This window comes from Methylomonas sp. DH-1, from assembly GCF_046097555.1.
GTDB lineage: Bacteria > Pseudomonadota > Gammaproteobacteria > Methylococcales > Methylomonadaceae > Methylomonas > Methylomonas koyamae.
The window spans coordinates 544,768-561,413 of sequence record NZ_CP143089.1 but is presented as its reverse complement, the minus strand read 5'-3'; the positions used below and the strand labels follow the sequence as shown (position 1 = coordinate 561,413).

17 protein-coding genes are annotated in these 16,646 nt (G+C 56.4%); 10 read left to right on the top strand and 7 right to left on the bottom strand.

The window, feature by feature from the left end; genetic code table 11:
- Positions 1-55 precede the first annotated feature (55 nt).
- The 3 genes from tkt to hxlA all read right to left on the bottom strand — a co-directional run bounded on the left by tkt (position 56) and on the right by hxlA (position 3,448).
- Positions 56-2,065, bottom strand: a complete 2,010-nt coding sequence (tkt, locus tag VXJ35_RS02585) for a transketolase (protein ID WP_064020375.1) — start codon at positions 2,063-2,065, stop codon at positions 56-58.
- A gap of 198 nt (positions 2,066-2,263) precedes the next feature.
- Positions 2,264-2,797, bottom strand: coding sequence for a 6-phospho-3-hexuloisomerase (hxlB, locus tag VXJ35_RS02580; protein ID WP_054763862.1), 534 nt, complete (start codon positions 2,795-2,797; stop codon positions 2,264-2,266).
- 3 nt (positions 2,798-2,800) lie between these two features.
- Positions 2,801-3,448 carry a 3-hexulose-6-phosphate synthase gene (gene hxlA / locus VXJ35_RS02575; protein WP_064020374.1) on the bottom strand — a complete coding sequence of 216 codons (648 nt, stop codon included), beginning with the start codon at positions 3,446-3,448 and terminating at the stop codon, positions 2,801-2,803.
- Positions 3,449-3,790: 342 nt separating this feature from the next.
- Here hxlA and thpR point away from each other — a divergent pair, with 342 nt between their 5' ends.
- The gene (thpR, locus tag VXJ35_RS02570; protein WP_064020373.1) at positions 3,791-4,303 is read left to right on the top strand and encodes an RNA 2',3'-cyclic phosphodiesterase; all 513 of its coding nucleotides are present in this window, start codon (positions 3,791-3,793) and stop codon (positions 4,301-4,303) included.
- Positions 4,304-4,323: 20 nt separating this feature from the next.
- The gene (locus VXJ35_RS02565; protein ID WP_064020372.1) at positions 4,324-4,671 is read left to right on the top strand and encodes a phenylpyruvate tautomerase MIF-related protein; all 348 of its coding nucleotides are present in this window, start codon (positions 4,324-4,326) and stop codon (positions 4,669-4,671) included.
- A gap of 100 nt (positions 4,672-4,771) precedes the next feature.
- On the opposite strand, the gene VXJ35_RS02560 is transcribed toward VXJ35_RS02565, so the two are convergent.
- The 4 genes from VXJ35_RS02560 to VXJ35_RS02545 all read right to left on the bottom strand — a co-directional run bounded on the left by VXJ35_RS02560 (position 4,772) and on the right by VXJ35_RS02545 (position 7,542).
- Positions 4,772-5,083 (bottom strand): helix-hairpin-helix domain-containing protein, encoded by a 312-nt coding sequence (locus VXJ35_RS02560; RefSeq protein WP_054763080.1) that lies wholly within the window; start codon positions 5,081-5,083, stop codon positions 4,772-4,774.
- A 125-nt stretch (positions 5,084-5,208) separates the two neighbouring features.
- Positions 5,209-6,177 (bottom strand): tRNA 5-methoxyuridine(34)/uridine 5-oxyacetic acid(34) synthase CmoB, encoded by a 969-nt coding sequence (cmoB, locus tag VXJ35_RS02555; RefSeq protein ID WP_064020371.1) that lies wholly within the window; start codon positions 6,175-6,177, stop codon positions 5,209-5,211.
- The gene (cmoA, locus tag VXJ35_RS02550; RefSeq protein WP_064020370.1) at positions 6,171-6,902 is read right to left on the bottom strand and encodes a carboxy-S-adenosyl-L-methionine synthase CmoA; all 732 of its coding nucleotides are present in this window, start codon (positions 6,900-6,902) and stop codon (positions 6,171-6,173) included. Before cmoA ends, cmoB begins: the two co-directional genes overlap by 7 nt.
- 61 nt (positions 6,903-6,963) lie before the next feature.
- Positions 6,964-7,542, bottom strand: a complete 579-nt coding sequence (locus VXJ35_RS02545) for a phospholipid-binding protein MlaC (RefSeq protein ID WP_231879342.1) — start codon at positions 7,540-7,542, stop codon at positions 6,964-6,966.
- A 206-nt stretch (positions 7,543-7,748) separates the two neighbouring features.
- Here VXJ35_RS02545 and hemB point away from each other — a divergent pair, with 206 nt between their 5' ends.
- The 8 genes from hemB (at position 7,749) to VXJ35_RS02505 (ending at position 16,576) form a co-directional block, all read left to right on the top strand.
- Positions 7,749-8,765 carry a porphobilinogen synthase gene (hemB, locus tag VXJ35_RS02540; RefSeq protein WP_197496065.1) on the top strand — a complete coding sequence of 339 codons (1,017 nt, stop codon included), beginning with the start codon at positions 7,749-7,751 and terminating at the stop codon, positions 8,763-8,765.
- A gap of 8 nt (positions 8,766-8,773) precedes the next feature.
- A complete protein-coding gene (aroE, locus tag VXJ35_RS02535; protein WP_064020369.1) occupies positions 8,774-9,667 on the top strand; it encodes a shikimate dehydrogenase in 894 nt (297 codons plus the stop codon).
- Between the two features lie 65 nt (positions 9,668-9,732).
- Complete coding sequence (locus tag VXJ35_RS02530; RefSeq protein WP_064020368.1) at positions 9,733-11,013, top strand: HDOD domain-containing protein; 1,281 nt, start codon at positions 9,733-9,735, stop codon at positions 11,011-11,013.
- Positions 11,014-11,017: 4 nt separating this feature from the next.
- Positions 11,018-12,307, top strand: coding sequence for an HDOD domain-containing protein (locus tag VXJ35_RS02525; protein ID WP_064020367.1), 1,290 nt, complete (start codon positions 11,018-11,020; stop codon positions 12,305-12,307).
- A gap of 1 nt (position 12,308) precedes the next feature.
- Complete coding sequence (locus tag VXJ35_RS02520; RefSeq protein ID WP_064020366.1) at positions 12,309-13,652, top strand: HDOD domain-containing protein; 1,344 nt, start codon at positions 12,309-12,311, stop codon at positions 13,650-13,652.
- 35 nt (positions 13,653-13,687) lie between these two features.
- Positions 13,688-15,727 (top strand): oligopeptidase A, encoded by a 2,040-nt coding sequence (gene prlC / locus VXJ35_RS02515; protein ID WP_064020365.1) that lies wholly within the window; start codon positions 13,688-13,690, stop codon positions 15,725-15,727.
- A gap of 62 nt (positions 15,728-15,789) precedes the next feature.
- Positions 15,790-16,077, top strand: a complete 288-nt coding sequence (locus VXJ35_RS02510) for a hypothetical protein (protein WP_064020364.1) — start codon at positions 15,790-15,792, stop codon at positions 16,075-16,077.
- Positions 16,078-16,090: 13 nt separating this feature from the next.
- Positions 16,091-16,576 carry a sterol desaturase family protein gene (locus VXJ35_RS02505; protein ID WP_064020363.1) on the top strand — a complete coding sequence of 162 codons (486 nt, stop codon included), beginning with the start codon at positions 16,091-16,093 and terminating at the stop codon, positions 16,574-16,576.
- The last annotated feature ends 70 nt before the right edge of the window (positions 16,577-16,646 follow it).

Genomic DNA, 16,646 nt, shown 5'->3' with positions numbered 1-16,646 from the left:
AAGCCTCGACATTCGATAATTCTAAAATCGAAGCTTCGCCTACTGATTATCAAAATTAAAGAACGGCTTCGACGTTAGCGACGACATTGTCCACGGTGAAGCCGAACTCTTTGAAGAGCTGGCCGGCCGGGGCCGATTCGCCGAAACGGTCCAAGCCCACGACGCGGCCTTGGCTGCCGGCATATTTCCACCAACTGTCGGTGACGCCGGCTTCGACGACGACGCGTTTGGTCACGCTCGGCGGCAGGACGCTGTCTTTGTAGGCTTGATCCTGCGCTTCGAACACGTTGGTCGACGGCATGGACACTACGCGGATGTTTTTGCCTTTGGCTTTCAACGCTTCGGCCGCTTTCACCGCCAGTTCGACTTCGGAGCCGGTGGCAATGAGGATGGCGTCCGGGTTGCCTTCGCCGCTCAGAACGTAGCCGCCTTTGCCGATGGCGTCGATCTGGGCTTGGCTGCGCGCCATGTGCGGCAGGTTTTGCCGGGAGAAGATCAGGGTGCTCGGGCCGTCGGTGCGTTCGATGGCGGCTTTCCAGCTGACGGCAGACTCGACCGCGTCGCAGGGGCGCCAGACGTGCATGTTGGGTATCATGCGCAGGGTGGCGGTTTGTTCGACCGGTTGGTGGGTCGGACCGTCTTCGCCCAAGCCGATGGAGTCGTGGGTGTAGACGAAGATGGTCGGCGCCTTCATCAGGGCGGCCATGCGCAGGGCGTTACGGGCGTATTCCGAGAACATCAGGAAGGTGGCGCCGTAGGCTTTGAAGCCGCCGTGCAGGGTGATGCCGTTCATGATGGCGCTCATGCCGAATTCGCGGACGCCGTAGTAGACGTAGTTGCCGTCGTGGCCGGTCGCATTGATGTCTTTGCAGCCTTTCCACAGGGTCAGGTTGGAGCCGGCCAGGTCGGCGGAGCCGCCCATCAGTTCCGGCAGCAACGGGCCGAAGCCGTTCAGGGTGTTTTGCGAGGCTTTGCGGCTGGCAATGGTTTCGGCTTTGGCGTTTACGTCGGCGATGAAGGCGTTGGCTTTTTCGGCCCAGTCGGCAGGCAGTTTACCGGCCATGCGGCGTTCGAATTCGGCGGCCAGTTCCGGATGCGCGGCTTTATAAGCGGCGAATTTGTCGTTCCAGGCGCTTTCCAAACGGTCGCCCTTGGCTTTGGCGTCCCAACCGGCGTAGATGTCGGCCGGAATTTCGAATGGCGCATGCGACCAGCCCAAGTTTTCGCGGGTGGCGGCGACTTCGGCTTCACCCAGGGCGGCGCCGTGGCATTCTTCTTTGCCTTGTTTGTTCGGCGAGCCGAAACCGATGGTGGTTTGGCAGCAGATGATGCTCGGTCTGTCGGTGACTTTTTTGGCTTCTTCGATGGCTTTTTTCACCGCGTCGGCGTTGTGGCCGTCGACTTTGGGGATGACGTGCCAGCCGTAGGCTTCGAAGCGTTTCGGGGTATCGTCCAGGAACCAGCCGGTAACGTTGCCGTGACCGCGGACTTCGCCGTCGATGGAGATGTTGTTGTCGTCGTAGAAGGCGATCAGTTTGCCCAGTTTCATCGAGCCGGCCAGCGAGCAGGCTTCGTGGGAGATACCTTCCATCAAGCAGCCGTCACCCAGGAATACGTAGGTGTGGTGGTCGACGATGTCGTGGCCTGGGCGGTTGAATTGGCCGGCCAGGGCACGTTCGGCAATGGCGAAACCGACGGCATTGGTGATGCCTTGGCCCAGCGGGCCGGTGGTGGTTTCGACGCCGTCGGTGTAGCCGTATTCAGGATGGCCCGGGGTTTTCGAGTGCAGTTGACGGAACTGTTTCAGTTCGTCGATCGGTAGGTTGTAGCCCGACAGATGCAACAACGAGTAAATCAGCATGGAGCCGTGGCCGTTGGACAGCACGAAGCGGTCGCGGTTGGCCCATTTCGGGTTGTTCGGGTTGTGGTTCAGAAAATCGTTCCACAGTACTTCGGCGATATCGGCCATCCCCATCGGGGCTCCAGGGTGTCCTGAATTGGCTTTCTGTACCGCGTCCATGCTAAGTGCGCGGATGGCGTTCGCTAAGTCTCGACGCGAAGGCATGTTGGTCTCCTTTAATTTTGTTATTTTAAGTGTACGTTTGTGGTGTCAAACGCCGCTCTGGCTGAGGCTTGGTAAATTTCAAGGAAGACCAATTACCACATTCTTGCTTTTAGACTGCTGGAATCGGAATCACCTTGACGCCCACATGTTATCTGTTGGGCCTACGGCAGGTGTTGCCCTGCCGCAGGCTGTACGCAATTATTCCAAATTGGCGTGTCTCGATCTCATTTCCTCTTCCGGAATACCCTTCTCGTGAATTACATGAGAAATGGTGGCTTCCAGGAATAGCAATGTCGACAATTCGAAGACAGTACCCATCGGCATGCCTTTAACTTTGCCGTATTGCTCGGAACGGCCGATTTGCAGCGTGATATCCGCCATATCACCAATCGTCGAGTCGTCTTTCGCCGAAATCAATACGATTTTAGCGCCGACTTCTTTGGCTTTCTTAGTGAACGCGATCAACTGCTCTGTCTCGCCCGAACCGGAAATGATGATCAATAAATCACCGTTTTTGATGCTCGGCGTGACGATTTCCCCAACAACACTGACGTCATAACCGCCGTGCATCAAGCGCATGGCGAAGAAATTACCAACAAGCTTTGAGCGACCGGCGCCAGAGACAAAAATTCTCTTGGCTTGATCCAACATATCGACTAAAGCTTTGTCGTGCGAATCGGGGGTAGCTTCCAGAATGCTGGAAATTTTGTTTATGATTAACTCTTGATGCATGGCTTACACCGCCGCCGCATCAACCAGTTCACGGATTTCACGAGCCGCTTCGGCAGGTGATGGCGCACCGTAAATAGCCGCACCGACGACGATGATGTTCGCACCGGCTTTGACGGTTTGGTCAATCGTGGCTGGTTTGATACCGCCGGCAACGGAAACGCGAACGTTCAGACCCAAAGAAGTAACTTCGTTCAAATCGCCGAACGGAGTTTGGCCAGCCGCTTGCGCGTCCAGACCGGTGTGAACGCCCATGATTTGCGCGCCCAATTTGGCGGATTCGCGTGCGCACTCGGCTTTGTTAGGCACGTTGATCAGGTCGACTTGGACTTCGGCAGCGTGTTTTTTCGCTGCTTTGATTACGCCGCCAATGGTGGCCAGGCCAGACACACCCAGTACGGTGCAGATGTCTGCGCCGGCCGCGTAGAACGCGCCTGCTTCGTATTCGCCGGCGTCCATGGTTTTCAGGTCGACCAACAACAGTTTGTCTGGGTAACGGTTTCTCAGTTCTTTCACCAAGTTAACACCGTTATATTTAATGCAAGGCGTACCGATTTCAAAGATATCGACATAAGGGGCGACTTGGTCAGCCAATGCCACGGTTTGGTTGAAGTCCAATGAGTCCAACGCCATTTGAATTAATGGTCTTGCCATGTGATGTGCTCCGAAAGTTTTTAATTTTTAGTAATAGCCGATTCTTGCAAATTGCCACAACCCGCTAGGCTTGTCACGTACGTGTGATGCATCTGTAACTGTAAGATAGAAACAGCAGGTATGTCAATCCTTAGCAAGCGTAAGCACCATATAGGTTGGCGAGGACATTGCGATGCAGCATTTGCGCAACGGACCGCCCGCCCGCCGCGACATCCCTCCTCGCCAATTCTCGGCGCTACCGCCGCAAACTAAATGCGCCATACCAACCGAAATTGCAAAACTCGGCACCAAACCGCACACTACTGCTCTACATTTCCGACACAGCCGGCCGAGGATATCTGATTGAAACGCCTGTTTTTTGCACTATGGCCCGACCAGAACACTCTTTCAGCATGCACCACCATTTGTAAGCAACTGGCCGACTGCGGCAAACCGGTTGCCACAAACAACCTGCACGTCACGTTACTGTTCCTAGGCAACATCAACGCCCAACAACAGACAGAACTGACACTTGGCGCAGCCAAACTCAGAAATATCCCGACCAAGCTGGTGTTGGATCGACTGGAGTTCTGGCAAAAACCGAAAGTCCTGTGCCTGACACCCGGCGCCTTCGACCCGAATTTCTTGCATTTCCATGCCGAACTGACCAGGATTGCTGACCAAAGCGGCGTCATTACCGACAGCCGACCTTACCGGCCGCATGCGACCCTAGCAAAAAAAGCCCGCTACAAACCTGACTTGAGCGTAAAGCCTGTCATATGGCAATCGAACGGATTTTGCCTGGCGGAATCGCTATCGTCCCCTTCGGGCGTAGAATACAAAATCCTGGAACGGTGGCACGATATCGACGCATAAACTCGCAAAGGAGATCCGCTATGCCCTACCTGAAGCTAAACACCAACCGCTCGATAAACTCCGAGCAATCGCAGAAATTACTCGGCGAACTATCGAAACTTATCGCGGCCGAAACCGGCAAACCCGAACGCTACGTGATGATCCAGCTCTCCAGCGACGATTCAATGCTTTTCGGCGGCAACGACCAACCTCTGGCATATTTGGAATGCAAAAGCATCGGCTTGACAAAAAACCAAGCGCAAAACCTTGCCGCAGCACTGTGCCAAACCTTGTCAACCAAACTGGAAATCGAGCAAGATCGCATTTATATCGAGTTCAGCAATTGTCCGGCGGAATTTTGGGGCTGGAACGGCGGGACTTTCGGTTAAATCCCGCCCCCTTATCAGCGGACTATCGTGACCAGGGGGCGGACAATCGATTGCGGCACCAGCCGCAAACCGATCGAATCAAGCGCCTGGATTCAGGCGCTTATTTTGCTTTTTTCGGCTCTTCCGGCTTTTCGGGCTTCGCAGGCTTTTCCGCTGACGCAGAATCTCCGAAAACGATGTTCTTCTCGTTTTGCTGCACCGTTTTTGCGCCGATACCCGGAACATTTTCTAAGTCCTTTGGAGTTTTAAAATCCCCGTGCTCCTTTCGGTACTGCAAAATCGCTTCGGCTTTCTTCGGTCCGATTCCCGTCAATTCCTTGGCGATGGTTTCGGCATCCGCTCGATTGATGTCAATCGGCTCGGCAAACACAGCAAAAGAACATAACATCAGAATTGCGAATAAATTTTTCATCTTCGACTCCCGGTTGAATGATTGGCTGCCAGAAAAAACCCGAAACAGGTCGGCGTATTTTTCAAGCTAGGCAATTCTAGAATGTTATTGCTGAATTACAATAATTTAGAACTGCCAACCTACATTTAAACGCTAGCCTTGATAATTGCCCTCATCGGTGCCGGCAGACCTTCGCAGGTCAAATCCGGAGAACCCGGATCGAGAAAATCGGCCAACGAATGAAACCGCATCCATTCCGTACTGCGCTGTTCCTCGACTGTGGTTTTGCCGACATGCAGCAACTGAATATCCTTATAGCCGCAGCGCTGCAACCATAATGCCAATGCTTGGCAACTAGGCAAAAACCAGACATTGCGCATTTGCGCATAGCGCCCTGCCGGTAGCAAGACGTGGCGGTCGTCGCCCTCGACTACCAGCGTTTCCAGAACCAATTCTCCGCCCGGCCGCAAACAACCTTTCAATTCCAGCAGGTGATCGATCGGCGAACGCCTGTGGTATAACACCCCCATCGAAAATACGGTATCGAACCACCCCAAATTGCCCGGCACGTCTTCGATGCCCAGCGGCAACACGTAAACCGGCGCCGAACCGTAAAGCTTACGTATCGCCTGAAACTGCATCACGCTGAGCAACGTCGGATCGATGCCGACCACCAACCGCGCGCCCGCTCCCAACATTCGCCAACAGTGGTAACCGTTACCGCAACCGACGTCGAGAACGGACCTGTTAGCTAACGGCGCAATCCCATTTTTCAGCCGCTCCCATTTCCAATCGGAACGCCACTCGGTATCGATATCGATGCCGAATATCCGGTACGGCCCTTTACGCCAAGGATGCAATTTCATTAACTGCTCGCGCAAATTCTGCCTGGCGGCATCGGCGATATCCGAATCGGCGCCAATCCGAACCGCATCGACCAAATCGACACTGGAGGCCGGGTAACGCGGCAACTCTTCGACTACTCGCCGCCAACGTTGCAAATCGCCGTGCGAGCTATCGGCAAACGCTTTAGCTAATTGTCCAGGCAGACTCTCAACCCAAACCCGGTCGCCCGCTTCCCGCAACGACGCATACAAGTCGTCGTAACCTAGCATTTCAGCGCAATCATCGAGGCAAAATTAAAGTACTGGAACCAAACCTCGACACTGGCAAACCCCACCGACGTCAAACGCCGCTTATGTACCGCAAACGTTTCCGGAATCAACACGTTCTCCAGCGCGCTACGCTTCTGGCTGATTTCCAGCTCGCTATAGCCCTGCGCCTTTTTGAACAAGTGGTGCATCTCCGTTTGCAAGTCCTGTTGCTGCGTATCGGCGAAAGCCAGCTTTTCCGACAAAATCAAAATTCCGCCCGGCAGCAAACCGCGGTACAGCTTGGCCAAAAAAATCTCCCGATCGGCCAACGGAATAAATTGCAACGTGAAATTCAATACCACCACCGATGCATTCTCGATCGGCATGTCGCGAATGTCGGCACACACCACATCCACGCCCGCCACTCCGGAGTCCGCCAGATTTTTCCGGCACTGCTCGACCATCGCCGGCGAACAATCGACAGCCACCACCCGGCAATCCCTCGCGGCGATCTGCTGCCGCATGGCCAGACTCGCCGCTCCCAGCGAGCAGCCCAGGTCGAAACACACGCTGCCTTCCTTGGCAAAGCGGCCGGCCAACAAACCGATAGCCGAGATAATCGCCGCATAGCCCGGCACCGAACGCTGAATCATGTCCGGGAATACCTTGACCACGGCTTCGTCGAATTTGAATGCACCGACTTCGCCAAGCGGATTGGCGTAGAGAGAATCTTTTAGGGATGGCATAAAACAGAAAAGCCGCATGCCGGACAAGCCTCAGGCCAGTCCGACATGCGGCTGAAAAAACTTAGGAGTTGTTTTTAGCGCTTAGCGCTTCGGTGTTGCGTTTCGCCAGTTGATTGATCACTTCCTGTAGCGAACCGGTACGTTCGACTTCGTTTTTGAAGCTGGTCCGATAGTTGGTCACCAAGCTGACGCCTTCAATCATGATGTCGTACGCTTTCCACTGGCCTTTGACGTTCAACATCCGGTAATTGACCGCTATCGGCTGTAATCCCGGTTGCAACACTTCGGTTTTAATCAACACCTTGCGCTCGTCCTCCTCTGGAGTCACGGGCAAAAAGCGGATCGACCAATCTTTAAATTCGAAAAACGCCCTGGAATAGGTTCTGATCAACAAAGTTTGAAATTCCCTTTTAAAATTTTCTTTCTCGGAAGGGGACGCATCCTTCCACAGCTTACCCAGCACCAACGACGAAATCAGATCGAAATCGACATGCGGATAGATCACTTCCTGGACGAAAGCGTTGATCTTTTGGAAATCGTGCGGAAAATTGGGATCCTGCAAACGTTGTTTCAGCTTGTTGGAAGCGTCCTCAATCGCCATTTGCGGCTCGCTCAGATCGGCGGCGGCGACCGGAGCCATCGTAGACAAAACTGCAAACGCGCTAAAAAGCAATACATACATAAAACGCATATAAGTTCGGATACTCATAAATTCATCTCAAAAGGAATTGCCGGCTAAATTCGAGCGCCCCGATTCGATACACTGCTAGAATAAAGGCCTGAGCCGGTCAAGCGAAAGACTTCGGTCCGCCCTCCGTGGATCGACCAATGCCCTATTATATTACTATGGAACAGATGCCACACCCTAAAGAGTTTTTCCCGGCGACCCGGATGCGGCGCATGCGCTTTCAAGCGTTTTCGCGGCGGCTGATGCGGGAGAATAGCCTAAGCAGCGACGATTTGATTTGCCCGCTGTTTGCCATCGAAGGCCACAACCAACGCCAATCGGTAGCCTCAATGCCCGGCGTCGACCGGCTGTCGCTAGACTTGCTGGTAAAGGAAGCGGAAACCTTGTTGAAGTTGGGCATACCGGCGGTAGCCTTGTTCCCGGTGATCGATTCGGCCCACAAAACCTTGACCGCAGAAGAAGCGTTCAACCCCGACGGTTTGGCACAACGTTGCGTTAAAGCGCTGAAAGCCGAGCTACCCGAACTCGGTGTGATTACCGACGTCGCCCTGGACCCGTTCACATCCCACGGCCAAGACGGCCTGTTGAATGAGCACGGCTACGTAGCCAACGACGAGACCGTGGACGTACTGTGCAAACAGGCCTTGTCCCACGCCGAAGCCGGCGCCGATATCGTCGCGCCGTCGGACATGATGGACGGCCGGATCGGTGCGATCCGTAACACGTTGGAAAGCCATGGCTTTACCAACACGCGGATTCTGGCCTATTCGGCCAAATACGCTTCCAGTTTTTACGGCCCGTTCCGCGATGCGGTCGGCTCGGCCGGCAACTTAGCGGGCGGCAACAAATACAGCTATCAGATGGACCCGGCCAATTCGGACGAAGCCCTCCGCGAAATCGCACTGGACCTGCAGGAAGGCGCCGACATGATCATGGTCAAACCCGGCATGCCTTATCTGGACATCATCCGCCGCGCCAAAGACCATTTCGGCGTGCCGACCTTCGCCTATCAGGTCAGCGGCGAATACGCGATGTTAAAGGCGGCCAGCGCCAACGGCTGGCTGGACGAACGGCAAGCCGTACTCGAATCGCTGCTGGCATTCAAACGCGCCGGCTGCGACGCCATTCTGACCTATTACGCCAAAGCCGCCGCGCAGTGGCTCAGCCAAGCCTAATCTCCGGCATGAACGAAAACCGCGCCAGCCTCGTCGACACCGCAACCTCGAGTCAAGCTGACCGATACGCCGTATTCGGCCACCCGATCGGCCACAGTAAGTCGCCGCGAATACACAAATTGTTCGCCGAACAAACCGGGCAAAACCTAGTTTATACGGCCCAGGAGGTACCCGCGGATGCCTTTAAAGCCGCGGCCGACGCTTTCTTTGCCGCCGGCGGCAAAGGCCTGAACTGCACCGTACCGTTGAAGGAATTGGCTTGGAATTATGCCGACAGTCTCAGCGAAGCCGCCGCAGCGGCCAAAGCGGTAAACACGCTGGCGTTGGCCGCCGACGGCAGCATTCTGGGCGACAACACCGACGGTATCGGCCTGTTGAACGATTTGACCGCCAACCTGCGGATCGATCTGCCGGGCACCGCAATCCTGATCCTCGGCGCCGGTGGCGCTTGCCGCGGCATTCTCGCCCCGTTACTGAAACAAAAACCGGCCAGCCTGGTCATCGCCAACCGGACCCCGGCCAGAGCCCAGGCCATCGCCGACGATTTCAAGCCCCTGTTCCCAGTGGAAGCTTGCGGATACGAGGCACTGCCCGGCCGAAGTTTCAACCTCATCATTAACGCCACCGCGGCCAGCCTCAGCGACGAACTTCCGCCGCTTCCCGCCGGCCTGCTCGCCGAAAACGGTACTTGCTACGATTTGGCTTACGCCAACCGGCCAACCGCTTTCGTCAGCTGGGGCCTTGCCAACGGCGCGGCAAAAAGCGTCGACGGTTTGGGCATGTTGGTGGAACAAGCCGCCGAGGCGTTCTATATTTGGCGGGGACGGCGTCCCGCTACCGCTCCGGTGATCGGCCTGCTCGACGCAGAACGTCAATCGGCCGATCGAAACCCGGACGCATGAGCAATGTGCCGGCCAACGCCGGCAATTACCCGACATAACGACTTTTATACGGTTACTGGAACAGCATGAGTGGAATCAGATCTTTTTTCGAAAAAGCCCAGGCCAAGCTGCACAAGCAACACCCCGGACAACCCATCACGCCGGAGATCCTGAAACAGCTATTTCCGATCCGTAACCTCAGCGACGAGATCCTGCAAACCTTTGCCACCGACAACCATGTGGAAAGCCTGCCCACGGGTAGCATCCTGTATAACGTCAACGAACAGGCGACCTGCGCGATTTACCTGCTGAAGGGCACCGTTACGTTGGCCGACCACAACGGCAAAAGTTACGAAATTGTCGCCGGCAGTGCGCAAGCCAAATTTCCGATTTGCAGCGGCACCAAACACACCGCCACCGCAACCGCCAAAACCGACGTCGACATCCTGCGGGTCTCGCTGAAAATCATGCTGACGCCCAGCCGGCTGGACCACGGCAAACTGGAGATACCCGCCGAACTGCATGACAACCGGCTGCTGGCCTTGTTTGCCGAACACTTCCAAAACTCCGACCACGAAATCGAAATACCGTCCCTGCCGGAAGTCGCCATCAACCTGCGCAAGGCCATTCAGCGAGACGTCAACATCGACGAGGCGGTCAAGATTATCCAGCTCGACCCGGCCATCTCCGCCAAACTGATCGAAGTCGCCAATTGCCCGCTCTATCTGACCACGGTGCGTGCCAAAAACTGCAAAGAGGCCGTGGTCCGCATCGGCTTGAACGCCACCCGCAATTTGGTTACGGCGTTGAGCATGAAGCAGATTTTCAAGAGTAAATCGCCGCAGATCAAAAGCCATCTGGAAAGCTTATGGAAACAAAGCCTGTATTTGTCGGGCCTGTGCCATGTGCTGGCCAGTCATACCCGTGAACAAAACCCGGAGAACGCTTTATTGGCCGGCTTGGTTTGCGATATCGGCGTGATTCCGTTCCTCAACTTCGCCGCCAACCTGCCCAGCGAATACCACAACGAAAGCGAAATCGAACAAGCCATGCCGGTCATCAAAGGCCCGGTCGGCGCCGTAGTATTGAAAGAATGGGATTTCGCGGAAGAATTCCTCGACGTCGCGCTGTCCAGCAGCGATTGGTACCAAAACAGCGCCGAAAAGCTGACGCTGACCGACATTGTGGTGTTGTCGCGCCTGCACGCGCAAATCGGTAAAACCGCTTCGGCCGAACTGCCGGCGATCACCGCGATTCCGGCCGCCAGCAAATTGAAAAATTTCTCGTTGTCTCCGGAAAACACGCTGGCGATCCTGCACGACGCCAAAGCCAAAATTCACGAGGCCCTGAGTATTTTCTCGAACTGAGCGCATGTTCTGGAAACGGCTGAAAAAACCCACGGAAGCGGACAAGCCTGCGGAGAAAACGCGCGAAGCGGCTACGGCGCAACTGCCATTGCAGTTTTTACAACAACTGATTCCGATCGGCGACTTGCCGATAGCGGAACTGAAAACGCTGCCGATCAGATTGCGCAATTTCAATCCGGGCGATTTGCTGTTCAACCGCGGCGAGCAAGCGGAAGAGATCGCATACCTCTACAGCGGCGAAGTATTCATGGAAGCCGGCAACGGCGCCGGATACCTGGTGGAAGCCGGAACCTTTAAAGCTTGCTACCCGCTGGCAACCTACGGCGAACAGAACTTCAACGCCATCGCCAAGTCCGCGGCCCAAGCCGTCTACCTGCCGCTGTCGGCGTTGCAACGCAGCAGCAAACTGGCCGACCAAACCGGCCTGAACCTGGAACAAGTCCCGCCAGCCTTGCGCAACACCGTTTTTTTCGAGCGTTTTTGCCAGGCCTTCAAGGCCGACAATCTGCACGTCCCCAGTCTGCCCGACGTGGCGCTACGGCTGCGTAGCGCGCTGCAAAAAGACATCAGCATCGGCGACGCAGTAAAAATCCTGAATCTGGATCCGGTCATTTCCTCGAAACTGATCCAGGTCGCCAACAGTCCGATTTACCGCAGCAACCGGCCGATCACCAGCAGCCACGACGCCGTCAACCGGCTCGGCTTCAAGACCACGCAAAACCTGGTCACCAGCATCAGCCTGCACCAGTTATTCAAGAGCCGGAACAAACAGTTGAACCAACTGGTTCAGTCGTTATGGAAACAAAGCATACAGGTCGCCAGCCTCAGTCACACCCTGGCCGGGCTCAGCGGCAAAATCAATGCCGACGAAGCCTTATTGGCCGGCTTGACCCACAACATCGGCGCGCTACCGGTCGTCACGTTGGCCGAAACGCTGGATGTTGCCGAATACACCGAAACCGAACTCCACGCCGCCATCGAGTATTTGCAGGGCATGGTCGGCGCGTTTATCTTGAAAAAATGGCGTTTCCCGGACAGTCTGCAACAGATTCCGCTGAATACCAACAACTGGTATTTCGACGACGCCAAGCCGCTGCAAGTCCACGATATCGTCCTGCTGGCGAAGTTCCACAGCCGGCTCGGCGGCGCGCTGAGCCACAAATTGCCGCCGCTGAACACCTTGCCGGCATTCCACAAGCTGGGCGACAGCACGTTGACGCCCGATATGTCCTTGAAAGCGCTGCAGGACGCCAAACAGCAAATCGCCGAGGCGTTGAATTTCTTCCGGACCTGATATGAACTGGTTCACTAAACTGTTCGAGAAGAGCGCTGGGGCCCAACCCCAGCCCGGTTCTGCCGAACGCGGCAGCGATAGCGCGGATGCGGCCACGCAAGCCGTACTCTTGCAACGCCAGATGCTTAGTCCGGCCCAACTGAAAAAGTTCGCGCCTTTGCGCGATCTGGACGATGCCAGCCTGACGGCGTTGCCGCAACAAACCCTCGGCTACGGCAAAGGCGCTACCGTGTTCGGCCTGGGTCAACGCAGCGACAGCGTGTTCTACCTGCTGTCCGGCGAAATTTCCATGCAACCGGACAGCGACAGCAGCTACCGCATCGAGGCCGGCTCCGCGCTGGCCAATCTGCCGCTGAACAGCGGCAACCGCTGCGGCGCCACGGCATTGGCGTTGAGTGATTTGCTGATTCTGGAAATCCCGATCGCGCTGAACCGGTTGTGGACCGACAAAAGCCGGGAAAGCGCGAGTTGCGTCGAACTGGTCGACATCCAATTGCCCGGCCCGCTCAACAACAGCCGCTTCTTCACCAGCTTCGCCCGGGCTTACCGGGAAAACAAGCTGAAACTGCCGTCGTTGGCGGACGTGGCGCTGAAACTGAAAGAAGCGATGCAGCAGGAAATCGGCGTGCACCAGGCCGCCGAAATCATTCAACTCGATCCGCCGATGGTCGCCAAATTGATCCAGGTCGCCAACAGTGCGCTGTATTCGACCGGCACGCCGATTAACAATTGCCGCGACGCGGTAGCCCGCATCGGCCTGAACGCCACCCGCAACCTGGTTCTCAGCGTCGGCTTGAAGCAATTGTTCAGTTGCACCGACCCGGAACTGATGAAAGGCATGCACAGCCTTTGGAAAAACAGCCTGTACATTTCCAGCTTGAGTTTCGTACTGGCCCAGGAGTGCAGCCGGATTTCACCGGACGACGCCTTGCTGGGCGGCCTGATTGCCGATATCGGCGCGATCCCGCTGCTGCATTTCGCCGAACAATTCCCCGACGGTGGCCCCAGTTTCAGCGAATTGCTAGATCTGCTGCCGCATTTGCGCGGGCCGGTGGGCGGCTTGGTACTGCATACGCTCGGATTTCCGGAACATACTGGCAATATTCCGCATCATGCGGAAAACTGGTTGTACGACAGCGGCGCGGAACTGACGGTCACCGATATCGTCATTCTGGCCAAGTTGCATAGCTATTTCGGCTCGGGCAAGGCCCGCGGCCTGCCGTACATCAATTCGATACCGGCCTACAGCAAGCTGAGCCACGGCAAACTGAACCCGGATTTTTCGTTGATGGTGCTGCACAAGGCCCATGCCCGCGTCAACGCGGCGATGCATCTGCTGTCCTGACACCGTTATCCATTTTTTACCCGACTGGCACCGACATGACCAACCCTTTACTCGAACAGACCGAATTGCCGCAATTTTCCAAAATCCTGCCGGAACACGTGGAACCGGCCATCGACCGATTGCTGGCCGAGGCGCGAGCCACGATCGAAACCCAACTGGCCGGCGGCGGGCCTTACTCCTGGCAAAACCTAATCGAACCGATCGAAGCGGCCGAAGACCGCCTGAACAAAGCCTGGTCGCCGGTCAGCCACATGAATTCAGTGGTCAATAGCGAAGCGATGCGCGACGCCTACAACGCCTGCCTGGGCAAGCTCAGCGAATATTCGACCGAAGTCGGCCAGAACAAAACACTGCAACAAGCCTACAAAGCCATCCGCGACATTGCCGAATTCGCCGCGCTGGACCGGGCCCAGCAAAAAATCGTCGACAACGCGCTGCGCGATTTTCATTTATCCGGCGTCGACCTGCCGGCGGATAAGCAAGCTCGTTTCAAGGAAATCATCCAGCAATTGTCCAAACTTGCCAGCCAGTTCGAGGAAAACCTACTCGACGCCACCAACGCCTGGCACAAACACATCACCCACAGCAACGATCTGGCCGGCCTGCCCGATTCCGCGTTGGCGCAAGCCAAGCAGGCGGCCGAAGCCGAGGGCAAGGACGGCTGGCTGATCAACCTGCAGTTCCCGTCCTATCTGGCGATCATGACCTACGCCGACAACCGCGAATTGCGCCGCGAACATTACGAAGCCTTTTGTACCCGCGCCTCCGACCGGGGTCCGCACGCCGGACGTTGGGACAATTCGGAAATCATGGAACAAATCCTGGCCCTGCGCCACGAAAAAGCCCAATTGCTTGGCTTCGGCAATTACGCCGAATACTCGCTGGCGACCAAAATGGCCAAGTCCACCGACGATGTCGTCCAATTCCTGGAAGATCTGGCCGACAAATCCTGGCGCCAGGCCCGCCGCGACCTGACCGAACTGAAAGAATACGCCGCGAAGCAGCACGGCCTGCATGATTTGCAAGCCTGGGACATCGGCTACTACTCGGAAAAAATGCGCCAGCATTACTACCAGTTGTCGCAGGAGGAGGTCAAAGCTTACTTCCCGGACAGCAAAGTGGTACCCGGCCTGTTTGCCATCGTCGAAAAGCTGTTCGGCCTGCAAATCTCGGAAATCAAAGACTTCGACACTTGGCACCCGGACGTCCGCTTTTACCAAATTCTGGACCGGGACGGCCAATTGCGCGGCCGCTTTTATCTGGACCTGTATGCCCGCGCCAAGAAACGCGGCGGCGCCTGGATGGACGATTGCGTCTGCCGCAAAAAAACCGCGGAAGGCCTGCAAACCCCGGTGGCCTACCTGACCTGCAATTTCACGCCGCCGACCGGCAACGACCCGGCATTGCTGACCCACGACGAAGTGGAAACCCTGTTCCACGAATTCGGCCACGGCCTGCACCACATGCTGACCCAAATCGACCACCTCGGCGTGTCGGGCATTAACGGCGTCGAATGGGACGCAGTCGAACTGCCCAGCCAGTTTCTGGAAAACTGGTGTTGGGACCGGGAAGCGCTGAGCTTGATCTCCGGCCATTATCAGACCGACGCGCCGCTACCGGGCACGTTGTATGCCAAAATGCTGGCCGCGAAAAACTTCCAGGCCGGCATGATGATGGTACGGCAACTGGAATTCAGCCTGTTCGACTTCAAAATCCACCAGCATTACGACCCGGGCAAAGGCGGCCGGATTTATTCGACCCTGCAACAGGTGCGCGACCAGGTCGCGGTGGTCAAGCCGCCCGAATTCAACCGCTTCGCCCACAGCTTTTCCCATATCTTCGCCGGTGGTTACGCCGCGGGCTATTACAGCTATAAATGGGCGGAAGTATTATCGGCCGATGCCTTCTCGCTGTTCGAGGAAAACGGCATCTTCGACCGGGCCACCGGCGAATCCTTCCTGCACAACATTCTGGAGCAGGGCGGCAGCGCCGATGCGATGACTTTGTTCAAAAACTTCCGCGGCCGCGAACCGAACATCGACGCGTTATTGCGCCATAACGGCATCGCCGCCTAGCGGCGTAACGGCTGTTCGGCCGCCTTGCCGGACAGCCTGATTTGCCAAGACCAGGAGTAGCCATGAAAAATTGCCCCCAGTGCGGCCAGGCCCGTATCGGCGAGGAATTCAAATGCCCGCACTGCGACGTGTTTTATTCGCAGTTGGACGAATTGTTGTTCGAGGAACAACAACGCCTGGAGCGCGATACGCTGGCCGGCGCGGTGAAACGCATCCGCGCGGCGAGCGACCGGAAACAAGCGCTGAAACGGGAATTGGCCGCAGTTTGGCGCAAGACGCCGTTGCGGACCAAAATCGTGCTGTGGACCGTCGTCGCGTTTCTGTTCGTGCTGATCGTGCCGGTGATTTGACCGCCTCGCGCCGATGGCCACCGCCGCTTTGCAAATCGCCTGCGCCCTGCTCTACGCCAATCTCGGCGAATGGCTGATGCACAAATACCTGCTGCACGGCCTCGGCAAAAACCCCGGCAGTATCTGGGCCTACCACTGGTACGAACACCATCGGGTTTGCGCGGAACACGGCATGCTCGATCCGGGCTACCGCAGTTTGAAATGGGCCTGGAATGCGCAAAGCAAAGAACTGGCGGTGTTGGCCGGCATCGTCACGCTACATCTGCCGTTGCTGTTTTATCTGCCATTCTTCGTAATGGCCCTGTATGCGGCGCTGGCCTTGTACTATTACAAACACCGCCGCGCCCATCTCGATCCGGAATGGGCCAAGCGGCATCTACCCTGGCATTACCAACACCATTTGCGAGCCGGCAACGGCAACTGGTGCGTGACCTGGCCCTGGTTCGATTACCTATTCGGCACTCGAATCCAAAGTCCGGAAAACCGCACCGGCCCTTAAGGCCGCCGTAACCGGCAGCGAACCCGACAAAGGCCTGCGTCTTACTGGCCCGGCCCTATCCGTAACCAAC

What these genes read in the sequence shown, in the direction of transcription:
- tkt (WP_064020375.1), bottom strand. Translation starts at nt 2,065, where the DNA reads ATGCCTTCGCGTCGAGACTTAGCGAACGCCATCCGCGCACTTAGCATG.
- hxlB (WP_054763862.1), bottom strand. Translation starts at nt 2,797, where the DNA reads ATGCATCAAGAGTTAATCATAAACAAAATTTCCAGCATTCTGGAAGCT.
- hxlA (WP_064020374.1), bottom strand. Translation starts at nt 3,448, where the DNA reads ATGGCAAGACCATTAATTCAAATGGCGTTGGACTCATTGGACTTCAAC.
- VXJ35_RS02565 (WP_064020372.1), top strand. Translation starts at nt 4,324, where the DNA reads ATGCCCTACCTGAAGCTAAACACCAACCGCTCGATAAACTCCGAGCAA.
- VXJ35_RS02560 (WP_054763080.1), bottom strand. Translation starts at nt 5,083, where the DNA reads ATGAAAAATTTATTCGCAATTCTGATGTTATGTTCTTTTGCTGTGTTT.
- cmoB (WP_064020371.1), bottom strand. Translation starts at nt 6,177, where the DNA reads ATGCTAGGTTACGACGACTTGTATGCGTCGTTGCGGGAAGCGGGCGAC.
- cmoA (WP_064020370.1), bottom strand. Translation starts at nt 6,902, where the DNA reads ATGCCATCCCTAAAAGATTCTCTCTACGCCAATCCGCTTGGCGAAGTC.
- VXJ35_RS02545 (WP_231879342.1), bottom strand. Translation starts at nt 7,542, where the DNA reads ATGGCTCCGGTCGCCGCCGCCGATCTGAGCGAGCCGCAAATGGCGATT.
- hemB (WP_197496065.1), top strand. Translation starts at nt 7,749, where the DNA reads ATGGAACAGATGCCACACCCTAAAGAGTTTTTCCCGGCGACCCGGATG.
- aroE (WP_064020369.1), top strand. Translation starts at nt 8,774, where the DNA reads ATGAACGAAAACCGCGCCAGCCTCGTCGACACCGCAACCTCGAGTCAA.
- VXJ35_RS02530 (WP_064020368.1), top strand. Translation starts at nt 9,733, where the DNA reads ATGAGTGGAATCAGATCTTTTTTCGAAAAAGCCCAGGCCAAGCTGCAC.
- VXJ35_RS02525 (WP_064020367.1), top strand. Translation starts at nt 11,018, where the DNA reads ATGTTCTGGAAACGGCTGAAAAAACCCACGGAAGCGGACAAGCCTGCG.
- VXJ35_RS02520 (WP_064020366.1), top strand. Translation starts at nt 12,309, where the DNA reads ATGAACTGGTTCACTAAACTGTTCGAGAAGAGCGCTGGGGCCCAACCC.
- prlC (WP_064020365.1), top strand. Translation starts at nt 13,688, where the DNA reads ATGACCAACCCTTTACTCGAACAGACCGAATTGCCGCAATTTTCCAAA.
- VXJ35_RS02510 (WP_064020364.1), top strand. Translation starts at nt 15,790, where the DNA reads ATGAAAAATTGCCCCCAGTGCGGCCAGGCCCGTATCGGCGAGGAATTC.
- VXJ35_RS02505 (WP_064020363.1), top strand. Translation starts at nt 16,091, where the DNA reads ATGGCCACCGCCGCTTTGCAAATCGCCTGCGCCCTGCTCTACGCCAAT.